The organism is Novilysobacter antarcticus (assembly GCF_019802285.1).
GTDB classification, from domain to species: domain Bacteria; phylum Pseudomonadota; class Gammaproteobacteria; order Xanthomonadales; family Xanthomonadaceae; genus Novilysobacter; species Novilysobacter antarcticus.
The window spans coordinates 586,595-605,558 of sequence record NZ_JAIEUJ010000001.1 but is presented as its reverse complement, the minus strand read 5'-3'; the positions used below and the strand labels follow the sequence as shown (position 1 = coordinate 605,558).

At 66.4% G+C, this 18,964-nt stretch carries 17 protein-coding genes; 12 read left to right on the top strand and 5 right to left on the bottom strand.

Going from position 1 to position 18,964, the window contains the following annotated elements:
• Nucleotide 1: 1 nt before the first annotated feature.
• On the bottom strand, nt 2-1,354 hold the full coding sequence (gene phaE, locus KZ491_RS02795; RefSeq protein WP_222564322.1) for a class III poly(R)-hydroxyalkanoic acid synthase subunit PhaE: 1,353 nt from the start codon (nt 1,352-1,354) through the stop codon (nt 2-4).
• A gap of 69 nt (nt 1,355-1,423) precedes the next feature.
• Complete coding sequence (gene pssA / locus KZ491_RS02790; RefSeq protein WP_222564321.1) at nt 1,424-2,044, bottom strand: CDP-diacylglycerol--serine O-phosphatidyltransferase; 621 nt, start codon at nt 2,042-2,044, stop codon at nt 1,424-1,426.
• A gap of 160 nt (nt 2,045-2,204) precedes the next feature.
• On the opposite strand from pssA, the gene dinB reads away from it, so the two are divergent.
• The 5 genes from dinB to KZ491_RS02765 are packed head-to-tail and all read left to right on the top strand — an operon-like array spanning nt 2,205 to nt 9,328.
• On the top strand, nt 2,205-3,299 hold the full coding sequence (gene dinB / locus KZ491_RS02785; protein ID WP_222564320.1) for a DNA polymerase IV: 1,095 nt from the start codon (nt 2,205-2,207) through the stop codon (nt 3,297-3,299).
• Nucleotides 3,300-3,348: 49 nt separating this feature from the next.
• Nucleotides 3,349-3,984 (top strand): transcriptional repressor LexA, encoded by a 636-nt coding sequence (gene lexA / locus KZ491_RS02780; protein WP_222564319.1) that lies wholly within the window; start codon nt 3,349-3,351, stop codon nt 3,982-3,984.
• Nucleotides 3,984-4,691, top strand: coding sequence for a translesion DNA synthesis-associated protein ImuA (gene imuA, locus KZ491_RS02775; protein WP_222564318.1), 708 nt, complete (start codon nt 3,984-3,986; stop codon nt 4,689-4,691). Before lexA ends, imuA begins: the two co-directional genes overlap by 1 nt.
• A gap of 9 nt (nt 4,692-4,700) precedes the next feature.
• Nucleotides 4,701-6,146: a Y-family DNA polymerase gene (locus KZ491_RS02770; protein WP_222564317.1), complete on the top strand. Its 1,446-nt coding sequence runs from the start codon at nt 4,701-4,703 to the stop codon at nt 6,144-6,146.
• 29 nt (nt 6,147-6,175) lie between these two features.
• Complete coding sequence (locus tag KZ491_RS02765) at nt 6,176-9,328, top strand: error-prone DNA polymerase (protein ID WP_222564316.1); 3,153 nt, start codon at nt 6,176-6,178, stop codon at nt 9,326-9,328.
• A gap of 72 nt (nt 9,329-9,400) precedes the next feature.
• Here KZ491_RS02765 and KZ491_RS02760 read toward each other — a convergent pair whose 3' ends face one another.
• The gene (locus tag KZ491_RS02760) at nt 9,401-10,213 is read right to left on the bottom strand and encodes a tRNA threonylcarbamoyladenosine dehydratase (RefSeq protein WP_222564315.1); all 813 of its coding nucleotides are present in this window, start codon (nt 10,211-10,213) and stop codon (nt 9,401-9,403) included.
• An 80-nt stretch (nt 10,214-10,293) separates the two neighbouring features.
• On the opposite strand from KZ491_RS02760, the gene KZ491_RS02755 reads away from it, so the two are divergent.
• Nucleotides 10,294-10,758, top strand: a complete 465-nt coding sequence (locus KZ491_RS02755) for a cytochrome c (RefSeq protein ID WP_222564314.1) — start codon at nt 10,294-10,296, stop codon at nt 10,756-10,758.
• 105 nt (nt 10,759-10,863) lie between these two features.
• Nucleotides 10,864-11,349: a glycine zipper 2TM domain-containing protein gene (locus KZ491_RS02750; protein WP_246606471.1), complete on the top strand. Its 486-nt coding sequence runs from the start codon at nt 10,864-10,866 to the stop codon at nt 11,347-11,349.
• A gap of 92 nt (nt 11,350-11,441) precedes the next feature.
• Here the strand turns inward: KZ491_RS02750 and KZ491_RS02745 are convergent, their stop codons facing one another.
• Complete coding sequence (locus KZ491_RS02745; protein ID WP_043957790.1) at nt 11,442-11,651, bottom strand: cold-shock protein; 210 nt, start codon at nt 11,649-11,651, stop codon at nt 11,442-11,444.
• Between the two features lie 200 nt (nt 11,652-11,851).
• On the opposite strand from KZ491_RS02745, the gene KZ491_RS02740 reads away from it, so the two are divergent.
• The 5 genes from KZ491_RS02740 to KZ491_RS02720 all read left to right on the top strand — a co-directional run bounded on the left by KZ491_RS02740 (nt 11,852) and on the right by KZ491_RS02720 (nt 17,353).
• Nucleotides 11,852-12,337 carry a DUF456 domain-containing protein gene (locus KZ491_RS02740; RefSeq protein ID WP_222564313.1) on the top strand — a complete coding sequence of 162 codons (486 nt, stop codon included), beginning with the start codon at nt 11,852-11,854 and terminating at the stop codon, nt 12,335-12,337.
• 106 nt (nt 12,338-12,443) lie between these two features.
• Nucleotides 12,444-13,709: a phospholipase D-like domain-containing protein gene (locus KZ491_RS02735; RefSeq protein WP_222564312.1), complete on the top strand. Its 1,266-nt coding sequence runs from the start codon at nt 12,444-12,446 to the stop codon at nt 13,707-13,709.
• 20 nt (nt 13,710-13,729) lie between these two features.
• Nucleotides 13,730-15,097 carry a mechanosensitive ion channel family protein gene (locus KZ491_RS02730; RefSeq protein ID WP_222564311.1) on the top strand — a complete coding sequence of 456 codons (1,368 nt, stop codon included), beginning with the start codon at nt 13,730-13,732 and terminating at the stop codon, nt 15,095-15,097.
• Between the two features lie 5 nt (nt 15,098-15,102).
• Nucleotides 15,103-16,305 carry a phospholipase A gene (locus tag KZ491_RS02725; protein WP_222564310.1) on the top strand — a complete coding sequence of 401 codons (1,203 nt, stop codon included), beginning with the start codon at nt 15,103-15,105 and terminating at the stop codon, nt 16,303-16,305.
• Nucleotides 16,306-16,396: 91 nt separating this feature from the next.
• Complete coding sequence (locus KZ491_RS02720; RefSeq protein WP_222564309.1) at nt 16,397-17,353, top strand: patatin-like phospholipase family protein; 957 nt, start codon at nt 16,397-16,399, stop codon at nt 17,351-17,353.
• 4 nt (nt 17,354-17,357) lie between these two features.
• On the opposite strand, the gene KZ491_RS02715 is transcribed toward KZ491_RS02720, so the two are convergent.
• Nucleotides 17,358-18,917, bottom strand: coding sequence for a fumarate hydratase (locus KZ491_RS02715; RefSeq protein WP_343225518.1), 1,560 nt, complete (start codon nt 18,915-18,917; stop codon nt 17,358-17,360).
• Nucleotides 18,918-18,964: the final 47 nt, after the last annotated feature.

The window sequence follows — 18,964 nt, the reverse complement described above, 5'->3', positions numbered from 1 at the left end:
ATCAGCTGGCCTTTGTGGTGGTCTTCTTTACCGCAGCGCGAGACGGACTCGCAGCGGTCTTCTTCGCCGGTGCCTTGGAGGCCGCGGCCTTCTTGGCCGCAGGTGCATTGGCGCTTTTCTTTGCGGCAACTTTGGCGGGCCGTTTGCTTGCGGAAGTCCTGGCAGCTTTGCTCGCCGGTTTACTGGTCACCCGCTTCGCCACTTTTCTGGCCGCGCTCTCGCCGAGGTCTCGCTCCTTGCTGGCGGGCGGGTTCGCGACGGCCTGTTGTGCGGTCTTTGCATCAGGCGCTGCCGTTCGCTCAGCTACCGCGGGCGCGGTCGCTTGCGCGGTTGCCGGCCGGGACTCGCGGGCATCGGCAGCCTCGATCCGGGCACGCAACTGGCGAAGCTCGCGTTCCAGCTGGGTGATCTTGCGGTGCGCGGCATCCACTTCGGTCCGCGAAGGGATCCCCATCGACTCGCCAAGGTGCTCGATTTCCTTCTGTACCGCTGCACGCAGTTTCATCTGCGCGTTGCCCAACGCGCCGTAGGCATCGCGGAACCGCGGCGATATGGCAATGTCGGCGTAGGCGTCTTCGGCCGCGTCGATCCAAAGGTCGAACAGCGCGCCCATCGACTCGAGCTTGTTGCCGGGCTGGCTGCATTCCTCGAGTTTTTTCTCGAAGCGCGTGAAGGCATCCTGCAGCGCCTCGTTCATCAGCGACTGGTAGCCCTTGCTGTGGCGCTGGTAGTCCTGCTGGGCCTGGATGAGTTCCTTCCAGCGTTGCTCATGCTCGCGAGTGAGTCCGAAGGTCGGCGTCTCCAGCCAGGCGTTGCTCCCCTCGCGCAGCTTCTCAAGCCACGGCGAGACCTGCTGCATCCACTGCTCGAACCCCTGCTGGCCCTGCCCCTGCATGCCCTTGAGGGCATCGGCGAATGGGTTGGCAGCGTGTCCGCCGAACATCTCCTTCCATGCCTTGGCGACATCGCGTGCGCTGGCTTCCTGGCCGGCAAAGCGCGCGGCCAGCTCCTGGATCTGTGCGTACCACCCCTGGGCCTGGCTGTTGAACCGCTGTACGGTCGCATCCGCCTGCGGCATGCCGCCACTGGCCAACGCCGACCACCAGTTGACTGCCTCGTTCCAGCCGGGCAAGCCCGGAGTGGCCGTCGGACCGTTGCCGCCGGGGAAGCCCATGCCGGGGAAACCACCGGTGCCGACGGCGCCGGACGCTGGCGCACCCTGACCACCCGCCCGAAGCATCTCGCCCCAGTGGCTCCAGTACTGGCGGGCAAGCTCCGCCACTTGGCCTGCATCGGCGACGTTGCCGAACCCTCCGGGGGGAAAACCGCCCGCACCAAATCCCTGATTGCTCATTCAAACTCTCCCAAGCTTGCTTTGATCATAGCAATGCTGCAGTCGCGTGCCCGTGCACCGCACGCCCGATCAGGGCTTGGGAATCCGCACCGTCTTGCTGACCATCAGCACGCCGGAAATGGCGAACATCAGCACCAGGGGATGGAGCTGCCACGGACCGATCTTGAGCACGCCCAGCCACAGCTGAGAACCAATCGCGCCCTGCGCCGCGGCAATCCACAACACGATTACCAGCACGAGGCTGGTCGGAATCGGCGTGCCTTCGAAGTATTTGACCTTGCCCTCGTCCCCGGACAATTGCTCGGCGGTGACGTTGTAGCGCGCCAGCCGGCTCACTCCGCAACCGACGAAGAAGCTCAGGATCACCCAGTCCCACCCGCCCTGCATGCCGCATGCATAGGCCAGTGCCGCAGGCGCCACTCCGAAGGAGATCACGTCGGCGAGCGAGTCCAGCTCGCGGCCGAGAGTGGAAGCGGATTTACGCCAGCGCGCGACGCGCCCATCGAGTGCATCGAAGATGAAGGCCAGCGGGATCAGCGCCATGCCGATCATCAGGTCGAACACCACGCCCTCTTGCAGGAACCGCATCGCGGCGAAGATCGCGCCGGTGCCGCAAAAGGCGTTGCCGAGGGTGAACCAGTCCGCAAGCTGGAATTCGCGGAGCATCGAGAAATGACGGGGTTGCTGCATGGGTGGCTCCGGAGCGGTCGGCGGGCATTGCGCGAACCAGGATCCCCAGCGTGCCAAAGAGCGCGTGACGACGGCAACCGGGGCGGCAACCTGTCGCACAATGGATGCGGTCGGTGGCCTGCCCGGCTGCTGTTCCTTTCCACAGACGCCGCGTTCCCCCATGCCCACCCCGCTCCGCAAGATCCTTCACGTCGACATGGACGCTTTCTATGCGTCCGTCGAGCAGCGCGACGACCCGTCACTGCGCGGCAAACCGGTGGTGGTGGCGTGGCGCGGTGCCCGGTCGGTCGTGGTGGCGGCCAGTTACGAGGCGCGCGTATTCGGCGTGCGCTCGGCAATGCCGGCGATGCGTGCCGAACGCCTGTGTCCGGATGCGATCTTCATCCCGCCGGACTTCACGCGCTACAAGGAGGCCTCCCGGGTGGTGCGCGAGATCTTCCTGCGCCACACCGATCTGGTGGAGCCGCTTTCGCTGGACGAGGCCTATCTGGATGTCACCGACAACCGCAGCGGCCTGCCGTCGGCAACGGCCACCGCCGAGGCGATCCGCGCCGCAATCCGGGCCGAGACTGGCCTGACCGCCTCCGCTGGCGTCGCCAACAACAAGTTCCTGGCCAAGATCGCCTCGGACTGGAACAAGCCCGACGGCACCTTCGTGATCCGTCCGAGTCAGGTCCAGGCGTTCCTCACTCCCCTGCCCGTCGGGCGCCTGCCCGGCGTAGGCAAGGTGATGCAGGGCAAGTTGGCCGAGCTGGGCATCACTACCGTCGGCCAGTTGCGAGAGGTCGCCGGCGAGGAGCTGGAGTTGCGCTTCGGGCGCTGGGGCCGCCGCCTGCACCAGCTGTCGCGGGGCATCGACAACAGCCCGGTGCGGCCGGAGCGACTGAGCGTGCAGATTTCCTCCGAAGACACCTTCGAGCGCGACCTTCCGCTGGCCGAACTGGCGCCGCACATCCGGCGCCTGGCGGAGAAAACCTGGGACGGCTACCAGCGCCAACGGCAACGCCATCCCGATCGCACGCCACGCACGGTGGTGCTGAAGCTCAAAACCGCTGATTTCCGGATCCTGACCCGCAGCCTGACGCCGCCGGCCCGACCGGCGACGCTGGATGCGCTGGCCGACATCGCCTGCGGGCTGCGCGAGCGCGTGACCCTGCCCGGGGACACGCTTTATCGGCTGGTCGGGGTCGGCCTTTCAGGATTCATCGAGGAAGAGCCCGGCAGCGTGCAGACGGACTTGTTCGACCTGGTCTGAGCTGTGGCGTATCTCGATGTGTGAGACGGACAGGTACTATTATTAGTACATGAATCTCTCCGACACCCAGCACCGCCTGCTCGCCTATCTGCGCGAGCACATCGCCCGCCACGGCTATCCGCCGTCACAGATGGAAATCGCCCGCGCCTTTGGTTTCCGTCAGAACCGCTCGGCCCGCCACCATCTGGAAGTGCTGGCGCAGGCGGGGCTGATCGAGCTGGCCACCGGTCGTGCGCGCGGTATCCGGCTGACCGGCTCCCGCACTGCCGGCGCATCGGGCGATGGCCTGCTGCAGGTGCCCTTGCTGGGCCGGGTCGCGGCCGGTCAGCCCATCGGTTCGGATCCGGAGGTGCGGCGCGAACTCACCTTGGACCCGTCCCTGTTCCGTCTGCGTCCGGACTACCTGCTGGAGGTCGAGGGCGACTCGATGATCCTCGACGCCATCCTGCCCGGCGACCTGATTGGCGTGCATCGCACTCCCCAGGCCCGGCATGGACAGACGGTGGTCGCCCGGGTGGAAGGCGAGCTGACGGTGAAGCGACTGGACACCGGCGGCGCGGAAAGCAATGGCGGCCACCTGCGCCTGTTGCCCCGAAATCCGGCCTACGCCCCGATCGAAATCGACGCCCGCATCGTCGATTTCGCCATCGAAGGGCTGTTTGCCGGGCTGGTGAGGCCGGGCTGATGGCGGTGGTCAGCTCCTTGGAATCCCTGCTGGAGTCGCGTCAGGTCTGGCGCGGCCGGCCTGCTCCGCGCGCGCCATCCAGCCAGCCGACCGGTTTCCCGGACCTGGACGATGCCCTGCCCGAGGGCGGCTGGCCGGAAACCGGCCTGACCGAATTGCTGTTGCCGGCCGACGGTGTGGGCGAGCTGCGCCTGCTGTGGCCGACCTTGGCCCGGTTGTCGCGGGCCGACGGCATGATCGCGCTGATCGCTCCGCCCTACCTGCCCTATGCACCGGCCTGGGCGAATGCCGGCATCCGCCTGCAACGGCTGCAGATCGTGCGCGCCGATCCGCGTGACGCGCTGTGGGCCACCGAGCAGTGCCTGCGTTCGGCGGCCTGCTCGGCGGTGCTCTGCTGGCCCCGTCAGGTGGACGATCGCGCCCTGCGTCGCCTGCAGGTGGCCGCCGAGGCGGGCCAGTGCCTGGGGTTTGCGCTGCGACCGATGAAGGCCGCCGCAAATCCCTCGCCGGCGGCGTTGCGGATCGCTGTCGATGCCGATCCTGCCCAGTTGCGGGTACTGAAGTGTCGTGGAGGCAACCCACCCCCGCAGGCGATCCCGTTTGCCGTGGACGGCACCCGGCCGCTTTCCAGACAGGGCGGCGTGGTCCGGGCCTTTCCACCCTCAGGCGTGCGGACGTTGCATGCGTTACCGGCGCGGACCCATTGAGACCCGCCAATGCTCTGGGCCTGCATCCTCCTGCCGCAACTGGCGCTCGACGGCGTCCTGCGCCGCCACCCTGACCCCACTGCCCCGCTGGCGCTGGTGACCGGGCCGGCGCAGCGCCGCGTGCTGCGTGCCGTCAACGCATCCGCCAAGACCGCCGGACTGCGGGCCGGCCAATCCCTGGGCGCCGCGCAGGCGCTGTGCAGCCGTTTCACCGCCGTGGCCCACGATCCGGCCGATGACGTGCGCTGGCATACCTTCCTGGCCGCGTGGGCCTACCGCTACAGCTCACTGGTCAGCCACGCCATGCCGTCGGCCTTGCTGCTGGAAGTCGAGGCCAGCTTCAAGCTGTTCGGCCCCTGGCCGCGTTTCGAGGCGCAGCTGCGCGAGGATCTCAAAGCGCTGGGATTCCGCCACCGCATCACGCTGGCACCCAATCCGTATGCCGCCCGCGCGCTGGCCAACCAGCATGACGGGCTGGCGATCCTGGCTGACGGCCCCCTGCACAAGGCGCTCGCCCAGTTGCCGGTGGAGCGCAGCGGCCTGCCCGCCGCAGTGGCCAGCAGCCTGCGTCGGATGGGTCTGCGCAGGCTGGGTCAGGTCGTCGCCCTGCCACGCGTCGCGCTGGGGCGACGGGTGGGCAAGGACACCCTCGCCCATCTGGACCGCCTCACCGGTGCACTGCCCACGCCACTGCGTTATTACCAGCCGCCGGACAACTTCAGCTCCCGGATCGACCTCAACTATGACGTCGAGTCCAATCAGGCGTTGCTGTTCCCGCTGCGCCGCCTGACCGCCGACCTGGCCGCTTATCTGGCCGGACGCGACGGTGGTGTGGAACGCTTCACGCTGGTCCTGGAGCACGAGCGCTGCGCCGATACCGAGGTGGTGGTCGGCCTGCTGGCACCGGAGCGTGATCCGGCGATGCTGTTCGAACTGGCCCGTGGCCGGCTCGAACAGGCCCGGGTCCCAGCACCGGTACGCGGCGTGCAACTGCTGGCCCGTGAGTTGCCCCCGTTCGTGCCTGCCGGGCGCGACCTGTTCGATGCGCGCCCACACCAAGCGGTGCCGTGGGAGCAATTGCGCGAACGCCTGCGCGCCCGCCTCGGCGATGAGTCCGTGCAGGGTCTGGGCGTACGCGCCGACCATCGCCCCGAACGGGCCTGGCAGGCCGAGCACTCCCGCGTTGTTCCTCCCGGTGACCTGCCCCGTCCGGGCTGGCTGCTGTCGCATCCGGTGCCGCTGCGGGATCACCACCTGCGCATTCTGGCCGGACCCGAACGCATCGAGACCGGCTGGTGGGACGGTGACCTGCGCCGCGATTACTACCTGCTGCAGACCAGTCAGGGCCAACGCGCCTGGGCCTACCGCGCCGCCGGCGATCCCCCGCGCCCTACCGGCCCCCACCCCGCCAGCAGCGCGGCGGACGGCTTCATGCTGCACGGCTGGTTCTCATGAAAACGGCTTCCGTAAGGGGGAGCGCGACCATGCCCGCCTACGCAGAGCTGCACTGCCTGTCGGCCTTCAGCTTCCAGCGCGGCGCGTCGACCGCGGCAGAGCTGTTCGAGCGCGCCCGGCAACAGGGCTATAGCGCCTTGGCGATCACTGACGAGGGCTCACTGGCCGGCATCGTGCGGGCGCTGGAGGCTTCCGAGAAGAGCGGCGTCCCGCTGATCGTCGGCAGCGAGATCCAGCTGGAGGACGGTCCAAAACTGGTCCTGCTGGTGGAGGACCTGGGCGGGTACTCCCGCCTGTGCCAGTGCCTGACCCGCGCCCGGCGGCGTGCGCCAAAGGGCAAGTATCGAATGCTGCGCGAGGACCTCGACACCACCGACGGCCTGCTCGCTTTGTGGCTGCCCAAGGCGGAAGCCCGCGATGACGCCCTCGACAGCGAACACGCCCGCTGGCTGCACGCCACCTTCCCCGATCGCGCCTGGCTGGCGGTCGCCCTGCACCGTGGTCCCGACGACGACGCCCGCCTGGCCCGCCTGCGCAGCCTCGGCGAGCGTCTCGGCCTGCCACTGGTCGCCACCGGCGACGTGCACATGCACGTGCGCGGCCGGCGCACCCTGCAGGACACCCTGACCGCGGTCCGCCACCACACCACTCTGGCCGATGCCGGGCACCGTCTGTTCCCCAATGGCGAGCGCCACCTGCGCAGTCGCCGCGCACTGGCCGCGATCTACCCCGAAGACCTGCTCGCCGAGAGCGTCCGCATCGCCGGACGGTGCCGCTTCAACCTGCGGGAGCTACGCTACGAGTACCCCCACGAACTGGTGCCGGCCGGCCACACCGCCGCCTCCTGGCTGCGACAACTGGTCGAGGAAGGCGCGGCCTGGCGTTGGCCCGAGGGTGTCCAGCCCAAGGCGCGCGCGCTGATCGAGCACGAGCTGGAACTGGTCCACTACAAGGGCTACGAGTCCTACTTCCTCACCGTGCACGACATCGTGCGCTACGCACGCTCCTGCAACATCCTCTGCCAGGGCCGGGGTTCGGCCGCCAACTCGGTTATCTGCTACGTGCTGGGCGTCACCGAGATCGACCCGGTGCGGATGGACCTGTTGTTCGAGCGCTTCATCTCCCGCGAGCGCGACGAGCCGCCGGACATCGACATCGACTTCGAACACGAGCGCCGCGAGGAAGTCCTCCAGTACGTCTTCAATCGCTATGGTCGCGAGCGTGCCGCGCTGACTGCGGTGGCGACGCAATACCGGGGGCGTGGCGCGGTGCGTGACGTCGGCCGCGCGCTGGGACTGCCGCAGGACCTGCTGGGCGAACTGGCGTCCACGCTGGACCGCTGGAGCGGCCAGGCACCCCTGGACGAGCACCTGCGCGAGCGCGGCTTCGACCCCGAATCCCCGGTGATGCGCCAGCTGGTGGCGCTGACGGAGCAGCTGATCGGCATGCCTCGCCACCTGTCCCAGCACCCCGGCGGTTTTGTGATCTCCGAACACCCGCTGCACACCCTGGTGCCGGTCGAGAACGCGGCGATGGACGACCGCACCGTGATCCAGTGGGACAAGGACGACCTGGATACGATGGGCCTGCTCAAGGTGGACTGCCTGGCGCTGGGCATGCTGACCGCTGTTCGCAAGACCCTGGACCTGCTGCGCGCCAGCGGTCGCCGCGACATCACCGTGGCCGACATCCCGGTCGATGACCCCGACACCTTCGCGATGATCAGCCGCGCCGATACCGTGGGCGTGTTCCAGATCGAGTCGCGCGCGCAGATTGCGATGCTGCCGCAGCTGCGGCCACGCAAGTTTTACGACCTGGTAATCCAGGTGGCGATTGTCCGTCCCGGCCCCATCCAGGGCGACATGGTGCATCCCTACCTGCGTCGCCGCCGCGGCGAGGAGGCGATCACCTATCCCTCGCCCCAGCTGGAAACCGTGCTCAAGCGCACCTTGGGCGTGCCGTTGTTCCAAGAGCAGGTGATGAAGATCGCCATGGTCGCCGCCAACTTCAGTGCCGACGAGGCGGACCGGCTGCGTCGCTCGATGGCGGCATGGAAGCGCCGCGGCGGACTGGAGCCGTACCGCGAGCGTCTGATGACCGGCATGCTGCGCAACGGCTACAGCATCGAATACGCCGAGCGCCTGTTCGAGCAGATCAAGGGCTTCGGCAGCTACGGCTTTCCCGAGTCGCACGCGGCCAGCTTCGCCCTGATTGCCTATACCAGCAGCTGGCTGAAATGCCACGAGCCGGCGGCCTTCGCCTGCGCGCTGATCAACTCCTGGCCGATGGGCTTTTATTCGCCCGACCAGCTGCTGCAGGACGCACGCCGTCGCGGCATCCGCACCTTGCCGGTGGATGTGCGCTACAGCGACTGGAATTGCAGCCTGGAGGCCAATTCGAATGCCGCGCCCGCCCTACGCGACGCAACGTCGGCGCGACGGCGCACTGCCCAATCCGGTAAATCCTCCCAACCCGGCATCCGCCTCGGCCTGCGCATGGTGCGCGGCTTCAGCATGGACGCAGCCCAACGCATCGAACGAGCGAGGGCGCAATCCCCCTTCCACGATGTCGCCGACCTGTGCGCCCGCGCGGCGCTGGATCGCCGGGGGCAATCGCTGCTGGCCGATGCCGGAGCGCTGCGGGGCCTGGCTGGACACCGCCACCGCGCCCGCTGGGCGATCACCGGTATCGAGGCACAACTGCCGTTATTTGCAGACCCGGCCACCAGCCGCGAGCCCGAACGCATCGTGCTGCCCCTGCCCTCGCCCGATGAGGACATGCGCGCGGACTACGCCATGACCGGCACCACCCTGGGCCGCCACCCTCTGGCAATGCTGCGCCGGGTCCTGGATGCGCGGCGGTGGCGGCGCTCCGGCGAGATCGCGAAACTTCCACACGGACGCCACGTCCGCGCGGCCGGGCTGGTGACCCTGCGCCAGCGTCCGCAGACGGCCAGCGGCGTGGTCTTCCTGACCCTGGAGGACGAGGACGGCATGACCAACGTGGTGGTCTGGCACGACCTGGCCGAGCGTCAGCGCCGTGAACTGCTGGAGTCGCAATTGCTGGCGGTGGAAGGCCGCCTGGAATCACGCGGCGGCGTACAGCACCTGATCGCCCGGCGGCTGGAAAACCTGACACCGCTGCTGGGAACGCTGGACACCCGCTCGCGCGACTTCCACTGAACCCCGTTTCTTCCGCCGTCCAGAAAACAACGCAGGCCGGGACGGTGCTACTCCAACCAGCGACCGCCCTCGCTAGACCGTCGCCCGCCCCTTCAACAGCAGCTCCAGAGCCCTGCCGACCATCGCAAAGGCAAAGGCACCGGTGATGTGCGTCGCCGCGCCCAGACCCGCGCCGCAATCGAGCTTGAGCGAGGCCTCGCCCGCCACCTTGGGGCGCACACCGCACACCGTGCCGTCCGCCTGCGGGTACTTCACGTTTTCCAGCGAGTACACAGCCGGCACGCTGAAGTAGCGTTGCGGACTGCGCGGAAAATTGAACTCGGCACGCAATTTCTTGCGGATCAGCGCCAGCATCGCGTCATGCTCGGTGCGCGACAGGTCACGCACGCGGATCTGGGTCGGATCCAGCCGTCCACCCGCCGAACCGCAAACCACCAGCGGCAGCTTGCGGCGCCGGCACCATGCAATCAGTTCGACCTTGCTGCGGAAGCTGTCACAGGCATCCAGAACCAGATCGAAGTCACGGTCCAGCAGCTCGCCCACGTTCGCCGCGGTCAGGAAGCTCTCTACCGCCTCCACCTGGACAAGTGGGTTGATGCTCCGGCACCGCTCCGCCATCGCCACGACCTTGGGTCGACCGAACTGGCCCTCGTGCGCCGGCAACTGGCGGTTGGAGTTGGAGACACAGATGTCGTCCGCATCGATTAGAACCAACCCACCAACGCCGCTGCGCACCAGCGCCTCAACAACCCAGGAGCCCACCCCGCCCATGCCAACAACCGCCACACGCGCCTGGCTGAAACGGGCGAGCGCACCAGCGCCATACAAGCGATCGATACCGCCGAATCGTTCCAGCAGCACAGGGTCGAGAGAGGGGTTTTCCATCGCGATATTGTAGGGCCCGGCATCGACGGGCGACCGAACCCTGCGTGCTATCGTTCGACCAATCATCAGGAACCCAGCCCATGAACAACCCCCGGCCCGAGACCCCGTACGGCGACCAGAAACCCCATGGAAACGGCGCCAAATACATCATCCTCATACTGGTCGGCCTGGCCATCGGCGTGCTGGCGACGGTGATGCTGCTGCGCACCATAGAAGGCCGCAAGACCTGGCAGGACCACTTCCCCGGCGCCGCGATGCACATGATGGCCGCCCACGCGGCGCAGCTGGGTGGCAACATCAAGGCCAACCGCTGCAACCCGTCCGACTCCGTGCCGCACCTGCAGACTCTGCGCGCGGTCAGCAACGACCTTGAGCCGGCTTTCCCGGGCTTGGCCGATGATGCGCGTTTCGCGGGCCATGCCGGGGACCTGCGCGCTACCCTGGATGACGCGCTGGCCAGTCCGGCAGAGAACTGCGAGACGCTCGTCGCCACCGCCGACAAGATCGGCGAGAACTGCAAGGCCTGTCATCAGGACTTCCGCTGATCGAACCCGGAGGCGTCAGCAGGGGTTGACCCTGCGTTCATCCGCGCGGTCCTAAGTTGGCGACGTGGCTTGTTGCCCACCCCAATTCCAAGGTCGGAGAACCGCATGAACATCATCAAACAGCGCTCCATTACCACCGCCCTGGTCGCCGCCGCCGCGCTTGCAATGGCCGGTTGCGCGACAGGACCGAGCTACGGCTCCGGCGGCGGCTATACCAGCCAGCCCGCTTACGGCAGTCAAACCAGTTGTCAGGATTGCGGCACCATCGTGCGAATCGAGCACATGGGCTCCACCGGTTCCAATGTTCCCAACGCCACCGGCGCTGTCCTGGGTGGCGTGGTGGGCGCGGTAGCCGGGCGTGAGCTGGGCAGCAGCAAGAGCACGGGCAGGCGCAATACGGCGACGGTCGCAGGTGCAGCTGCCGGCGCTCTGGCCGGAAACGCCATCCAGAACAACATGCAGGGCGACATCTACCGCGTCCACGTCCGCATGGACAACGGCCGGACCGTGTCGGTGGACCAGAAGAACGTCAATGGCATGCGCGAAGGTTCCTACGTGCGCGTCTACGGCGGCGCGGCGCATCTTCGCTGAGCAAGCCTGATCTGAATCGCCTGCGGCTTCCATTGCGCAGGCAACAAAAACCCCGGACTGGCCGGGGTTTTTTGTTGCCGCAGTGCCGTCCCTTACTCGGGGCGGACCTGGTCGGCCTGCAGACCCTTCTGGCCCTGCGTGACCACGAAGGACACCGCTTGGCCTTCCTGCAGGCTCTTGAAGCCGTCGGACTCGATGGCGCGGAAGTGGACGAACACGTCTTCGCCATTTTCACGGCTGATGAAGCCAAAACCCTTGGCATCGTTGAACCATTTTACGGTTCCGTTTTCACGGTTGGACATCTTGTAGCTCCTTGGAACATTCTGAGTTGAACCGGCGCGGCTGCGCCAGGCTGGTTGCAAGGAAGAAACAAGGTGCAACGATGAGCGATCCGGGAACCACATCATCGGGCCGTGATTCACAATGACCCTGACAAACAGCGGCCCGAAACTACCCCGTGAACCGCAAGATTGCAATCAATCCCTTCTGACGGACCGATGATTTGGACCTCCAAGCGCTTTTCTACGTCATCGCCGTCGTGCTCGTGGCGTTGGGTGTGGCCGGCACGATCCTGCCCGCACTACCGGGAATACCGCTGATATTTTCCGGCATGTTGCTGGCCGCATGGGCCAACGGATTCGAGAAGGTCGGGCCGTGGATCCTGCTGCTGCTCGGGCTGCTGACGGTGTTGTCGGTGGCCATCGATCTCTTGGCGACCGCGATGGGGGCCAAGCGCGTGGGGGCGAGCCGAATGGCCCTGGTGGGCGCCGTGGTGGGCACCGTCGCCGGTCTGTTTTTTGGTGTGATCGGCTTGCTGGCAGGCCCGTTCCTGGGTGCGCTGATCGGGCAGCTGATGCATGACCGCCATCTGGGGCGGGCAGCCCGGGTTGGCTTTGGTACGTGGCTGGGAATGCTGGTGGGGACGGTGATGAAGATCGGCGTGGTCTTCGCCATGCTCGGCATCTTCGCCGCCGCCTGGTTTTTCTGAGGCACCTGCGCGTGCCACGCACTATCTTCACGTCGCACAACGCACCGCCTGTTCACAGTGGCCGCGGAAATAGGGGAACCCCATGCTGTCCTGGAGCCGCAAACATATGACGTGGGTCGTTGTGCTGAGTGTGCTTGTCACTGCCATCGTGGTCGTGATCGGGCTGAACTTCACCACTTCCGAGAAACAGATTCAGCGACGGATCAACCACCACTACGCGATCGGCGACGAGCAGTACGAGCGCGAGATGGCGGTCTTGCTGGGGCCGGGGATCCTTTCAGGCAACCGGGTGGAAGCGTTCAACAATGGGCGGGAAATCTTTCCAGCGATGCTGGAAGCAATCCGGTCCGCACGCACCTCAATCACCTTCGAGACCTATATTTACTGGTCCGGGGACATAGGACGCGAGTTCAGCGATGCGCTGTCCGAGCGCGCGCGCGCAGGACTGCCGGTGCATGTGACCATCGACTGGGTTGGCAGCCTGAAAATGGACGAGGCACTGCTCAAGTCCATGGAGGACGCCGGGGTTGAGGTGCAGCGCTACCGTCCGCTGAAGTGGTACAGCCTCACCCGGATGAACAACCGAACCCACCGCAAGCTGCTGGTGATCGACGGCCGCGTCGGCTTCACCGGCGGCGTCGGCATCGCCGACCAATGGGAAGGCAAGGCTGAGGATCCCGATCACTGGCGCGACATGCATTTCCGTATCGAGGGTCCAGCCGTGGCCCAGGTCCAGGCCGCCTTCAATGACAACTGGATCAAGACAACCGGCGTGGTCCTCAGCGGCCCCACCTATTTCCCCCGGATCGAACCCGTCGGGGAGATGGACGCGCACATGATCATCGCCTCGCCCGCGGGCGGCAGCGAGAGCATGCATCTGATGTACCTGATGTCGATCGCCGCAGCGCAGAGGTCCATTGATCTGGCGGCAGCGTACTTCGTGCCCGACGAGCTGATCGTCGACGCCCTTCTGGCCGCGCGGGAACGCGGCGTGCGTATCCGCGTGCTCCTGCCGGGACCGCACATCGATTCGACCTCGGTGAAGATCTCGTCGCGCTCCACCTGGGGTGCGCTGCTGCGCAACGGTATCGAGATCCACGAATACCAGCCGACCATGATGCACACCAAACTGCTGGTGGTGGACGGCAACATGACCTCGGTTGGCTCCACCAACTTCGACATCCGCTCCTTCCGGCTCAATGACGAGGCCAGCCTGAACATCTACGACGCCGCGTTCGCGGAGGCGATGACCGCGGTATTCGAGCACGACCTGGAGTCTGCCAAGCGCTACACCCATGAGATGTGGATCAACCGGCCGTGGCGGGAGAAGATGGCCGAGCGCTTTACCCTGCCCTTCAAGTCCCAACTTTGAGCCGACCCGCCGAAATGGTGATGTCCAGATTGTTGCGCGCGCTGCTCGCGCCAGGTCTCGGCGCGGTCCTGCTGTGGTCCGCTTTCGGCGTTATCGCCCAGGACTCGGCTGCGAGCGTCGCGACCACACCCGGGCCTGCACAGGCCGCCGGGTTAGACGCGGAAGCATCGCCAGTGCTGGACGATGACGTCCTCACCCTGCAGGTCGCCCGGCGATTGCAGAAAGCCGACGGTATGGATGCGATCAACGTCACGGTCACCGGTGGGGTTGCCCGTTTGGAGGGCAGCGTGCTGGAGGTCGAGGACCGCGCGCTGGCCGAGCAGATTGCCAGCCAGCATCCCGGCATCAGCGCGGTGGAAAACCAGGTGACGCTCACCACGCACCTGATCGACCGGCTGGACGCCGCGACCGCAATCGCGACAGACAAGGTATTCCGACTGCTGGCAGCGCTGCCGTTGCTGATCGTTGCCGTAGCGATGGTTATCGCGTCCTGGTGGCTGGGGCGCTGGCTCGGCCGACGCATCGGCCAGCACAAGTTGCGCACGAGCAATCCCTATATTAACGGACTGGCGCGCAACCTCGTCCAATGGCTTGTGTTGATCGTCGGCATCCTGTCCGCGCTGAACCTGCTGGGAGCGACGTCGCTGCTCGGCGCGGTGCTCGGCTCGGCCGGAGTGATCGGGCTTGTGCTCGGGTTCGCGTTCAAGGACATCGCCGAGAATTACGTCGCCGGCATCCTGCTGGGACTGAGACGCCCGTTCTCACCAGGAGACAAGCTGCGCATTGAGTCCTACGAAGGCAAGGTGGTGGCACTCACCTCGCGCGCAACGATCCTGATGACCATGGAGGGGAACCGGCTCAGCCTGCCCAACGCGCTGGTGTTCAAGTCGGTGGTGCTCAACTTCAGCAGCAACCCGCGGAGACGGTTTGATTTCGTGATTCCGGTGGATGGCGCGGCATCGATGGGCACCGCGCAGGAGGTGGGTCTGGAGCGCATCGCCGGCATCGACGGCGTGCTGGCCGATCCGCGACCGTCCTCGATCATCAACAGCTACGATGGCAACGAGATTCGCATCCAGTTTTTTGGCTGGATCGACCAGCGCCAGAACGACCTCGGCGGTGTTCGCAGCGCGGCAATCCGTGCGGTACGCAATGGCCTCTTCCTGGCCGGCATCCAGCCGCCCCGCTCGATCCAGCACGTCGTGCCGATGCCCGGTCCCGACGCCTCCGCGGCCGCCGCCAAGCCCACTGCGGCCGAAGCCGTGGCCCTGGACGAGAGTCCCGATACGGCGCCCCAGGACACTTCCATCAACCGCGACATCGACGATCAGCTTGCGGTCGAGCAACGCGCACACTCTCCCGACGACCTGATGTCACCCGAATCCTGAAATCCATGAGCACAACCGTGAAGCCACCAGCCGTCTTCCACCCCGCCTCGCTTCCCCTTCTTGCACTGGCGTCCTTCGCCCTCGCGGCTCCGCTGTCCGCCCAGGACCTGATGTCGCCAGAAGTCCCGGCGACCCCGGAGGCGTGCGCAGCGCTCGGCGTGGATGTCGAAAGACTCGCCTGCTACGACAATGTATTCGCCCGCCGCCCGAGCGATACCGCGCGCGCGGACAGCGAGGCCGACCGCGCCCGCGAAGCGCGCGCCAGCCAGGCGAACCGCGAGATTCAGCAGGGCGAAGCCAGCCCTGCTGCCGCCCGGGCCCGTCTGGTGGCCGGCAACCTCTTCAGCACCGATACGGGTGACGACGCACTGGTTGAGCGCATTGCCAACGCAGGCAAGGGAGGATTGCTGGACAGCCGCTGGGAGCTGGCACGCGATTCCAAGCTGGGCGTTTTCAATCTGCGCGCCTACAAGCCGGTCTACCTGCTGCCCGCGGTCTGGAACAGCAGTCCCAACAAGAACCCCACCAGCTCCGATCCCAACATTCCCGCGCAGCCGGTCTCGCTGAAAAGCGTCGAGGCGAAGTTCCAGGTCAGCTTCAAGACCAAGGCGTTGGAGAACCTGATCGGCAGCAACGGCGACCTCTGGATGGCATACACCCAGACCTCGCACTGGCAGGTCTATCAGGGCGAGGATTCACGCCCGTTCCGCGAGTCCAACTACGAACCGGAGGTCATGCTGGTCTTCCGCAACAATTACGGACTGCCGGGCGGCTGGCGCGGACGGATGCTCGGTGTTGGGGTCAACCACCAGTCCAACGGCCGTGCCGATCCGCTCTCGCGCAGCTGGAACCGGGTGATGGTGAACATCGGCATGGATCGCGAAGACTGGGCGCTGATGGTGCGCCCGTGGTGGCGGCTGTCGGAAGGCAGCGATGATGACAACCCGGGCATCGAGAACTACATGGGCCGTGCCGATGCGACGCTGGTACACGTCCGCGACGGTCACGAATTTGCACTGATGGCACGGCACTCGTTGCGTACCGGAAGCGAATCGCGCGGCGCCCTGCAGTTCGACTGGGGATTTCCGCTGACCCGTACCTTGCGCGGACATGTGCAGGTGTTCGACGGCTATGGTGAGAGCCTGATCGACTACAACCACCGCTCCACACAGGTCGGTCTGGGCATCTCGCTGCTGGAGTGGTTCTGACACACGCGTAGTTGTGTCGATCCGCCCCGCCGTCGCACTCCGTGCGCCGGCCTCCGCTTAACGTGGATCAACTCCACCGGAGGCGGCAATCATGAAAGCGCGACGAGTTCTGTCCATTGATGGCGGCGGCATACGTGGTCTGGTCACCTGTACCTGGTTGCAAGGCGTAGCCGACGCGCTTGCCGAAGCCGGGCGGCCGGGCCTGCAGAAAAGCTTCGACCTGGTTGCCGGCAGTTCCACCGGCGCGGTGATCGCCTGCGGCCTTGGGATGGGCCTGGCACCGGCGCAGATGGCCGGGCTGTATCGCGAGCGCGGGCAGGTCATCTTTCCCGGCATGGCCAACCGTCTGTGGTCGCGGGCGGGGCGCCTTTTTCGGGATGGCCCATCCGCGCCGAAATACGACGGCAAGGGCCTGGAATCCGTATTGCGGGAGGTGTTTGGAAAACTGACCCTGGGCGAGCTGCAAATGCCGGTGGTCATCACCAGCTACGACACCCTTTCCCGCCAGCCGGTGATCTTCAAGAGCTTCAAGGCCGAGCACCAGGACCTCCTGGTTTGGGAGGTGTGTCGCGCCTCGACCGCAGCGCCGACCTATTTCCCGGCCCACCCATTGGTCGTGGAGGGACAGCCATGCTCGCTCATTGATGGCGGCGTGGTTGCCAACAACCCCACCGCGTGCGCCATCGCCGAGGCAATACGACACGACGCGCAGGTCCAACACTGCCAGCAGCTGACCGTGCTGTCAGTAGGCAGCGGTCAACGCAATCGGCCGATTTCGCTGAGGCAGGCACGCGAATGGGGTGCGCTGGAGTGGGCAATCCCGATCATCGACGTGCTGTTTGACGGCAATACCGACTCGGTGGACTACATCGCCCGTCAGATCGTCGGTCAGGGCTACCACCGGATGCAGGCCGAGCTGCGGGTCGGGCTGGATGACCTGGATGATGTCAGCGCGACCAATCTGGCCGCGCTGGACGCGATGGCCAGCGCGTACCTGGCCGAGCCCGCAACCGGGAAGATGTTGCGAACGCTGATCAGCCATCTTTGAGCGATCAGACCTCCGCCAGCAGCAGCGGGATCGTGCCAATGCGCGCCTGCCACTCGCGCGGACCGGTGACGTGGACCGACTCGCCGGTGGAATCCACGGCCACCGTGACCGGCATGTCCTGGACGGTGAACTCGTAGATCGCCTCCATCCCCAGGTCCTCGAACGCGACCACGCGGGCGGCCTTGATCGCCTTGGAGACCAGATACGCCGCGCCGCCCACGGCCATCAGGTAGACGGACTTGTGGCGGCGAATCGATTCGATCGCCTCGCTGCCCCGCTCCGCCTTGCCGACCATGCCCAGCAGGCCGGTCTGGCTGAGCACCTGCTCGGTGAACTTGTCCATGCGCGTCGCGGTGGTGGGACCGGCCGGTCCAACCACCTCATCGCGGACCGGATCGACCGGGCCGACGTAGTAGATGAAGCGGCCCTTGAAGTCCACCGGCAGCGGCTCGCCGGCATCCAGCATGCCGACGATGCGCTTGTGAGCGGCATCGCGGCCCGTCAGCAGCTTGCCGTTGAGAAGGATGGTCTCGCCGGGCTGCCAGCTGGCCACGTCCTCGGCAGTGACCGTGTCCAGGTCCACCCGGCGGCCCTTGGATGCGTCGTAGGTGAGCTGGGGCCAGTCCTCCAGTGACGGCGGGTCGAGCATCACCGGGCCGCTGCCGTCCAGGGTGAAGTGGGCGTGTCGGGTCGCGGCGCAGTTGGGAATCAGCGCCACCGGCAGGTTGGCCGCGTGGGTCGGGAAATCCTTGACCTTGACGTCCAGCACGGTGGTCAGGCCGCCCAGGCCCTGGGCGCCGATGCCCAAACCGTTGACCTTGTCGAACAGCTCGATCCGCAGTTCTTCAGCCCGGCTGGACGCGCCGCGTGCCTTCAGCTCGGTGATGTCGATCGGTTCCATCAGCGATTCCTTCGCCAGCAGCATCGCCTTCTCCGCGGTGCCGCCGATACCGATTCCCAACATCCCGGGCGGGCACCAGCCCGCACCCATGGTCGGCACGGTCTTCATCACCCAGTCGACCACCGAGTCGGACGGGTTGAGCATCGCGAATTTGGCCTTGGCCTCAGAGCCGCCGCCCTTGGCCGCGACGATTACATCGACCGTATTGCCGGGCACGACCTTGACGTTGACCACGCCGGGCGTGTTGTCCCTGGTGTTGATGCGCTTGCCGGCCGGATCGGCCAGCACGCTCGCGCGCAACTTGTTGTCGGGATGCGCGTAGGCGCGACGCACGCCCTCGTGGACCATGTCTTCCACGCCCATGGTGGCGTCGTCCCAGCGCACGTCCATGCCGATTTCCAGAAACACGGTGACAATACCGGTGTCCTGGCAGATCGGCCGGTGGCCTTCGGCGCACATGCGCGAGTTGATCAGGATCTGCGCGATCGCGTCCTTGGCCGCGGCGCTTTCTTCGCGCTCGTAGGCCGCCGCGAGGCTCTTGATGTAGTCCACCGGGTGGTAGTACGAGATGTACTGCAGCGCATCGGCAACGGACTGGATGAAGTCCTCCTGCCGGATGGAGACGGGCTGGCGGACGGCAAACGGGTTGGCGGCATTGCTCACGGCGCGGACTTCAGGCTGGCGGAGGGATGGCCATTCTAACGGCCCTG

Excerpts from the sequence above, each read along its gene's own strand:
- KZ491_RS02725 (WP_222564310.1), top strand. The coding sequence starts at position 15,103 with ATGAGCACAACCGTGAAGCCACCAGCCGTCTTCCACCCCGCCTCGCTT.
- dinB (WP_222564320.1), top strand. The coding sequence starts at position 2,205 with ATGCCCACCCCGCTCCGCAAGATCCTTCACGTCGACATGGACGCTTTC.
- phaE (WP_222564322.1), bottom strand. The coding sequence starts at position 1,354 with ATGAGCAATCAGGGATTTGGTGCGGGCGGTTTTCCCCCCGGAGGGTTC.
- imuA (WP_222564318.1), top strand. The coding sequence starts at position 3,984 with ATGGCGGTGGTCAGCTCCTTGGAATCCCTGCTGGAGTCGCGTCAGGTC.
- KZ491_RS02770 (WP_222564317.1), top strand. The coding sequence starts at position 4,701 with ATGCTCTGGGCCTGCATCCTCCTGCCGCAACTGGCGCTCGACGGCGTC.
- KZ491_RS02720 (WP_222564309.1), top strand. The coding sequence starts at position 16,397 with ATGAAAGCGCGACGAGTTCTGTCCATTGATGGCGGCGGCATACGTGGT.
- pssA (WP_222564321.1), bottom strand. The coding sequence starts at position 2,044 with ATGCAGCAACCCCGTCATTTCTCGATGCTCCGCGAATTCCAGCTTGCG.
- KZ491_RS02745 (WP_043957790.1), bottom strand. The coding sequence starts at position 11,651 with ATGTCCAACCGTGAAAACGGAACCGTAAAATGGTTCAACGATGCCAAG.
- KZ491_RS02750 (WP_246606471.1), top strand. The coding sequence starts at position 10,864 with ATGAACATCATCAAACAGCGCTCCATTACCACCGCCCTGGTCGCCGCC.
- KZ491_RS02755 (WP_222564314.1), top strand. The coding sequence starts at position 10,294 with ATGAACAACCCCCGGCCCGAGACCCCGTACGGCGACCAGAAACCCCAT.
- KZ491_RS02765 (WP_222564316.1), top strand. The coding sequence starts at position 6,176 with ATGCCCGCCTACGCAGAGCTGCACTGCCTGTCGGCCTTCAGCTTCCAG.
- KZ491_RS02730 (WP_222564311.1), top strand. The coding sequence starts at position 13,730 with ATGTCCAGATTGTTGCGCGCGCTGCTCGCGCCAGGTCTCGGCGCGGTC.
- lexA (WP_222564319.1), top strand. The coding sequence starts at position 3,349 with ATGAATCTCTCCGACACCCAGCACCGCCTGCTCGCCTATCTGCGCGAG.
- KZ491_RS02735 (WP_222564312.1), top strand. The coding sequence starts at position 12,444 with ATGACGTGGGTCGTTGTGCTGAGTGTGCTTGTCACTGCCATCGTGGTC.
- KZ491_RS02760 (WP_222564315.1), bottom strand. The coding sequence starts at position 10,213 with ATGGAAAACCCCTCTCTCGACCCTGTGCTGCTGGAACGATTCGGCGGT.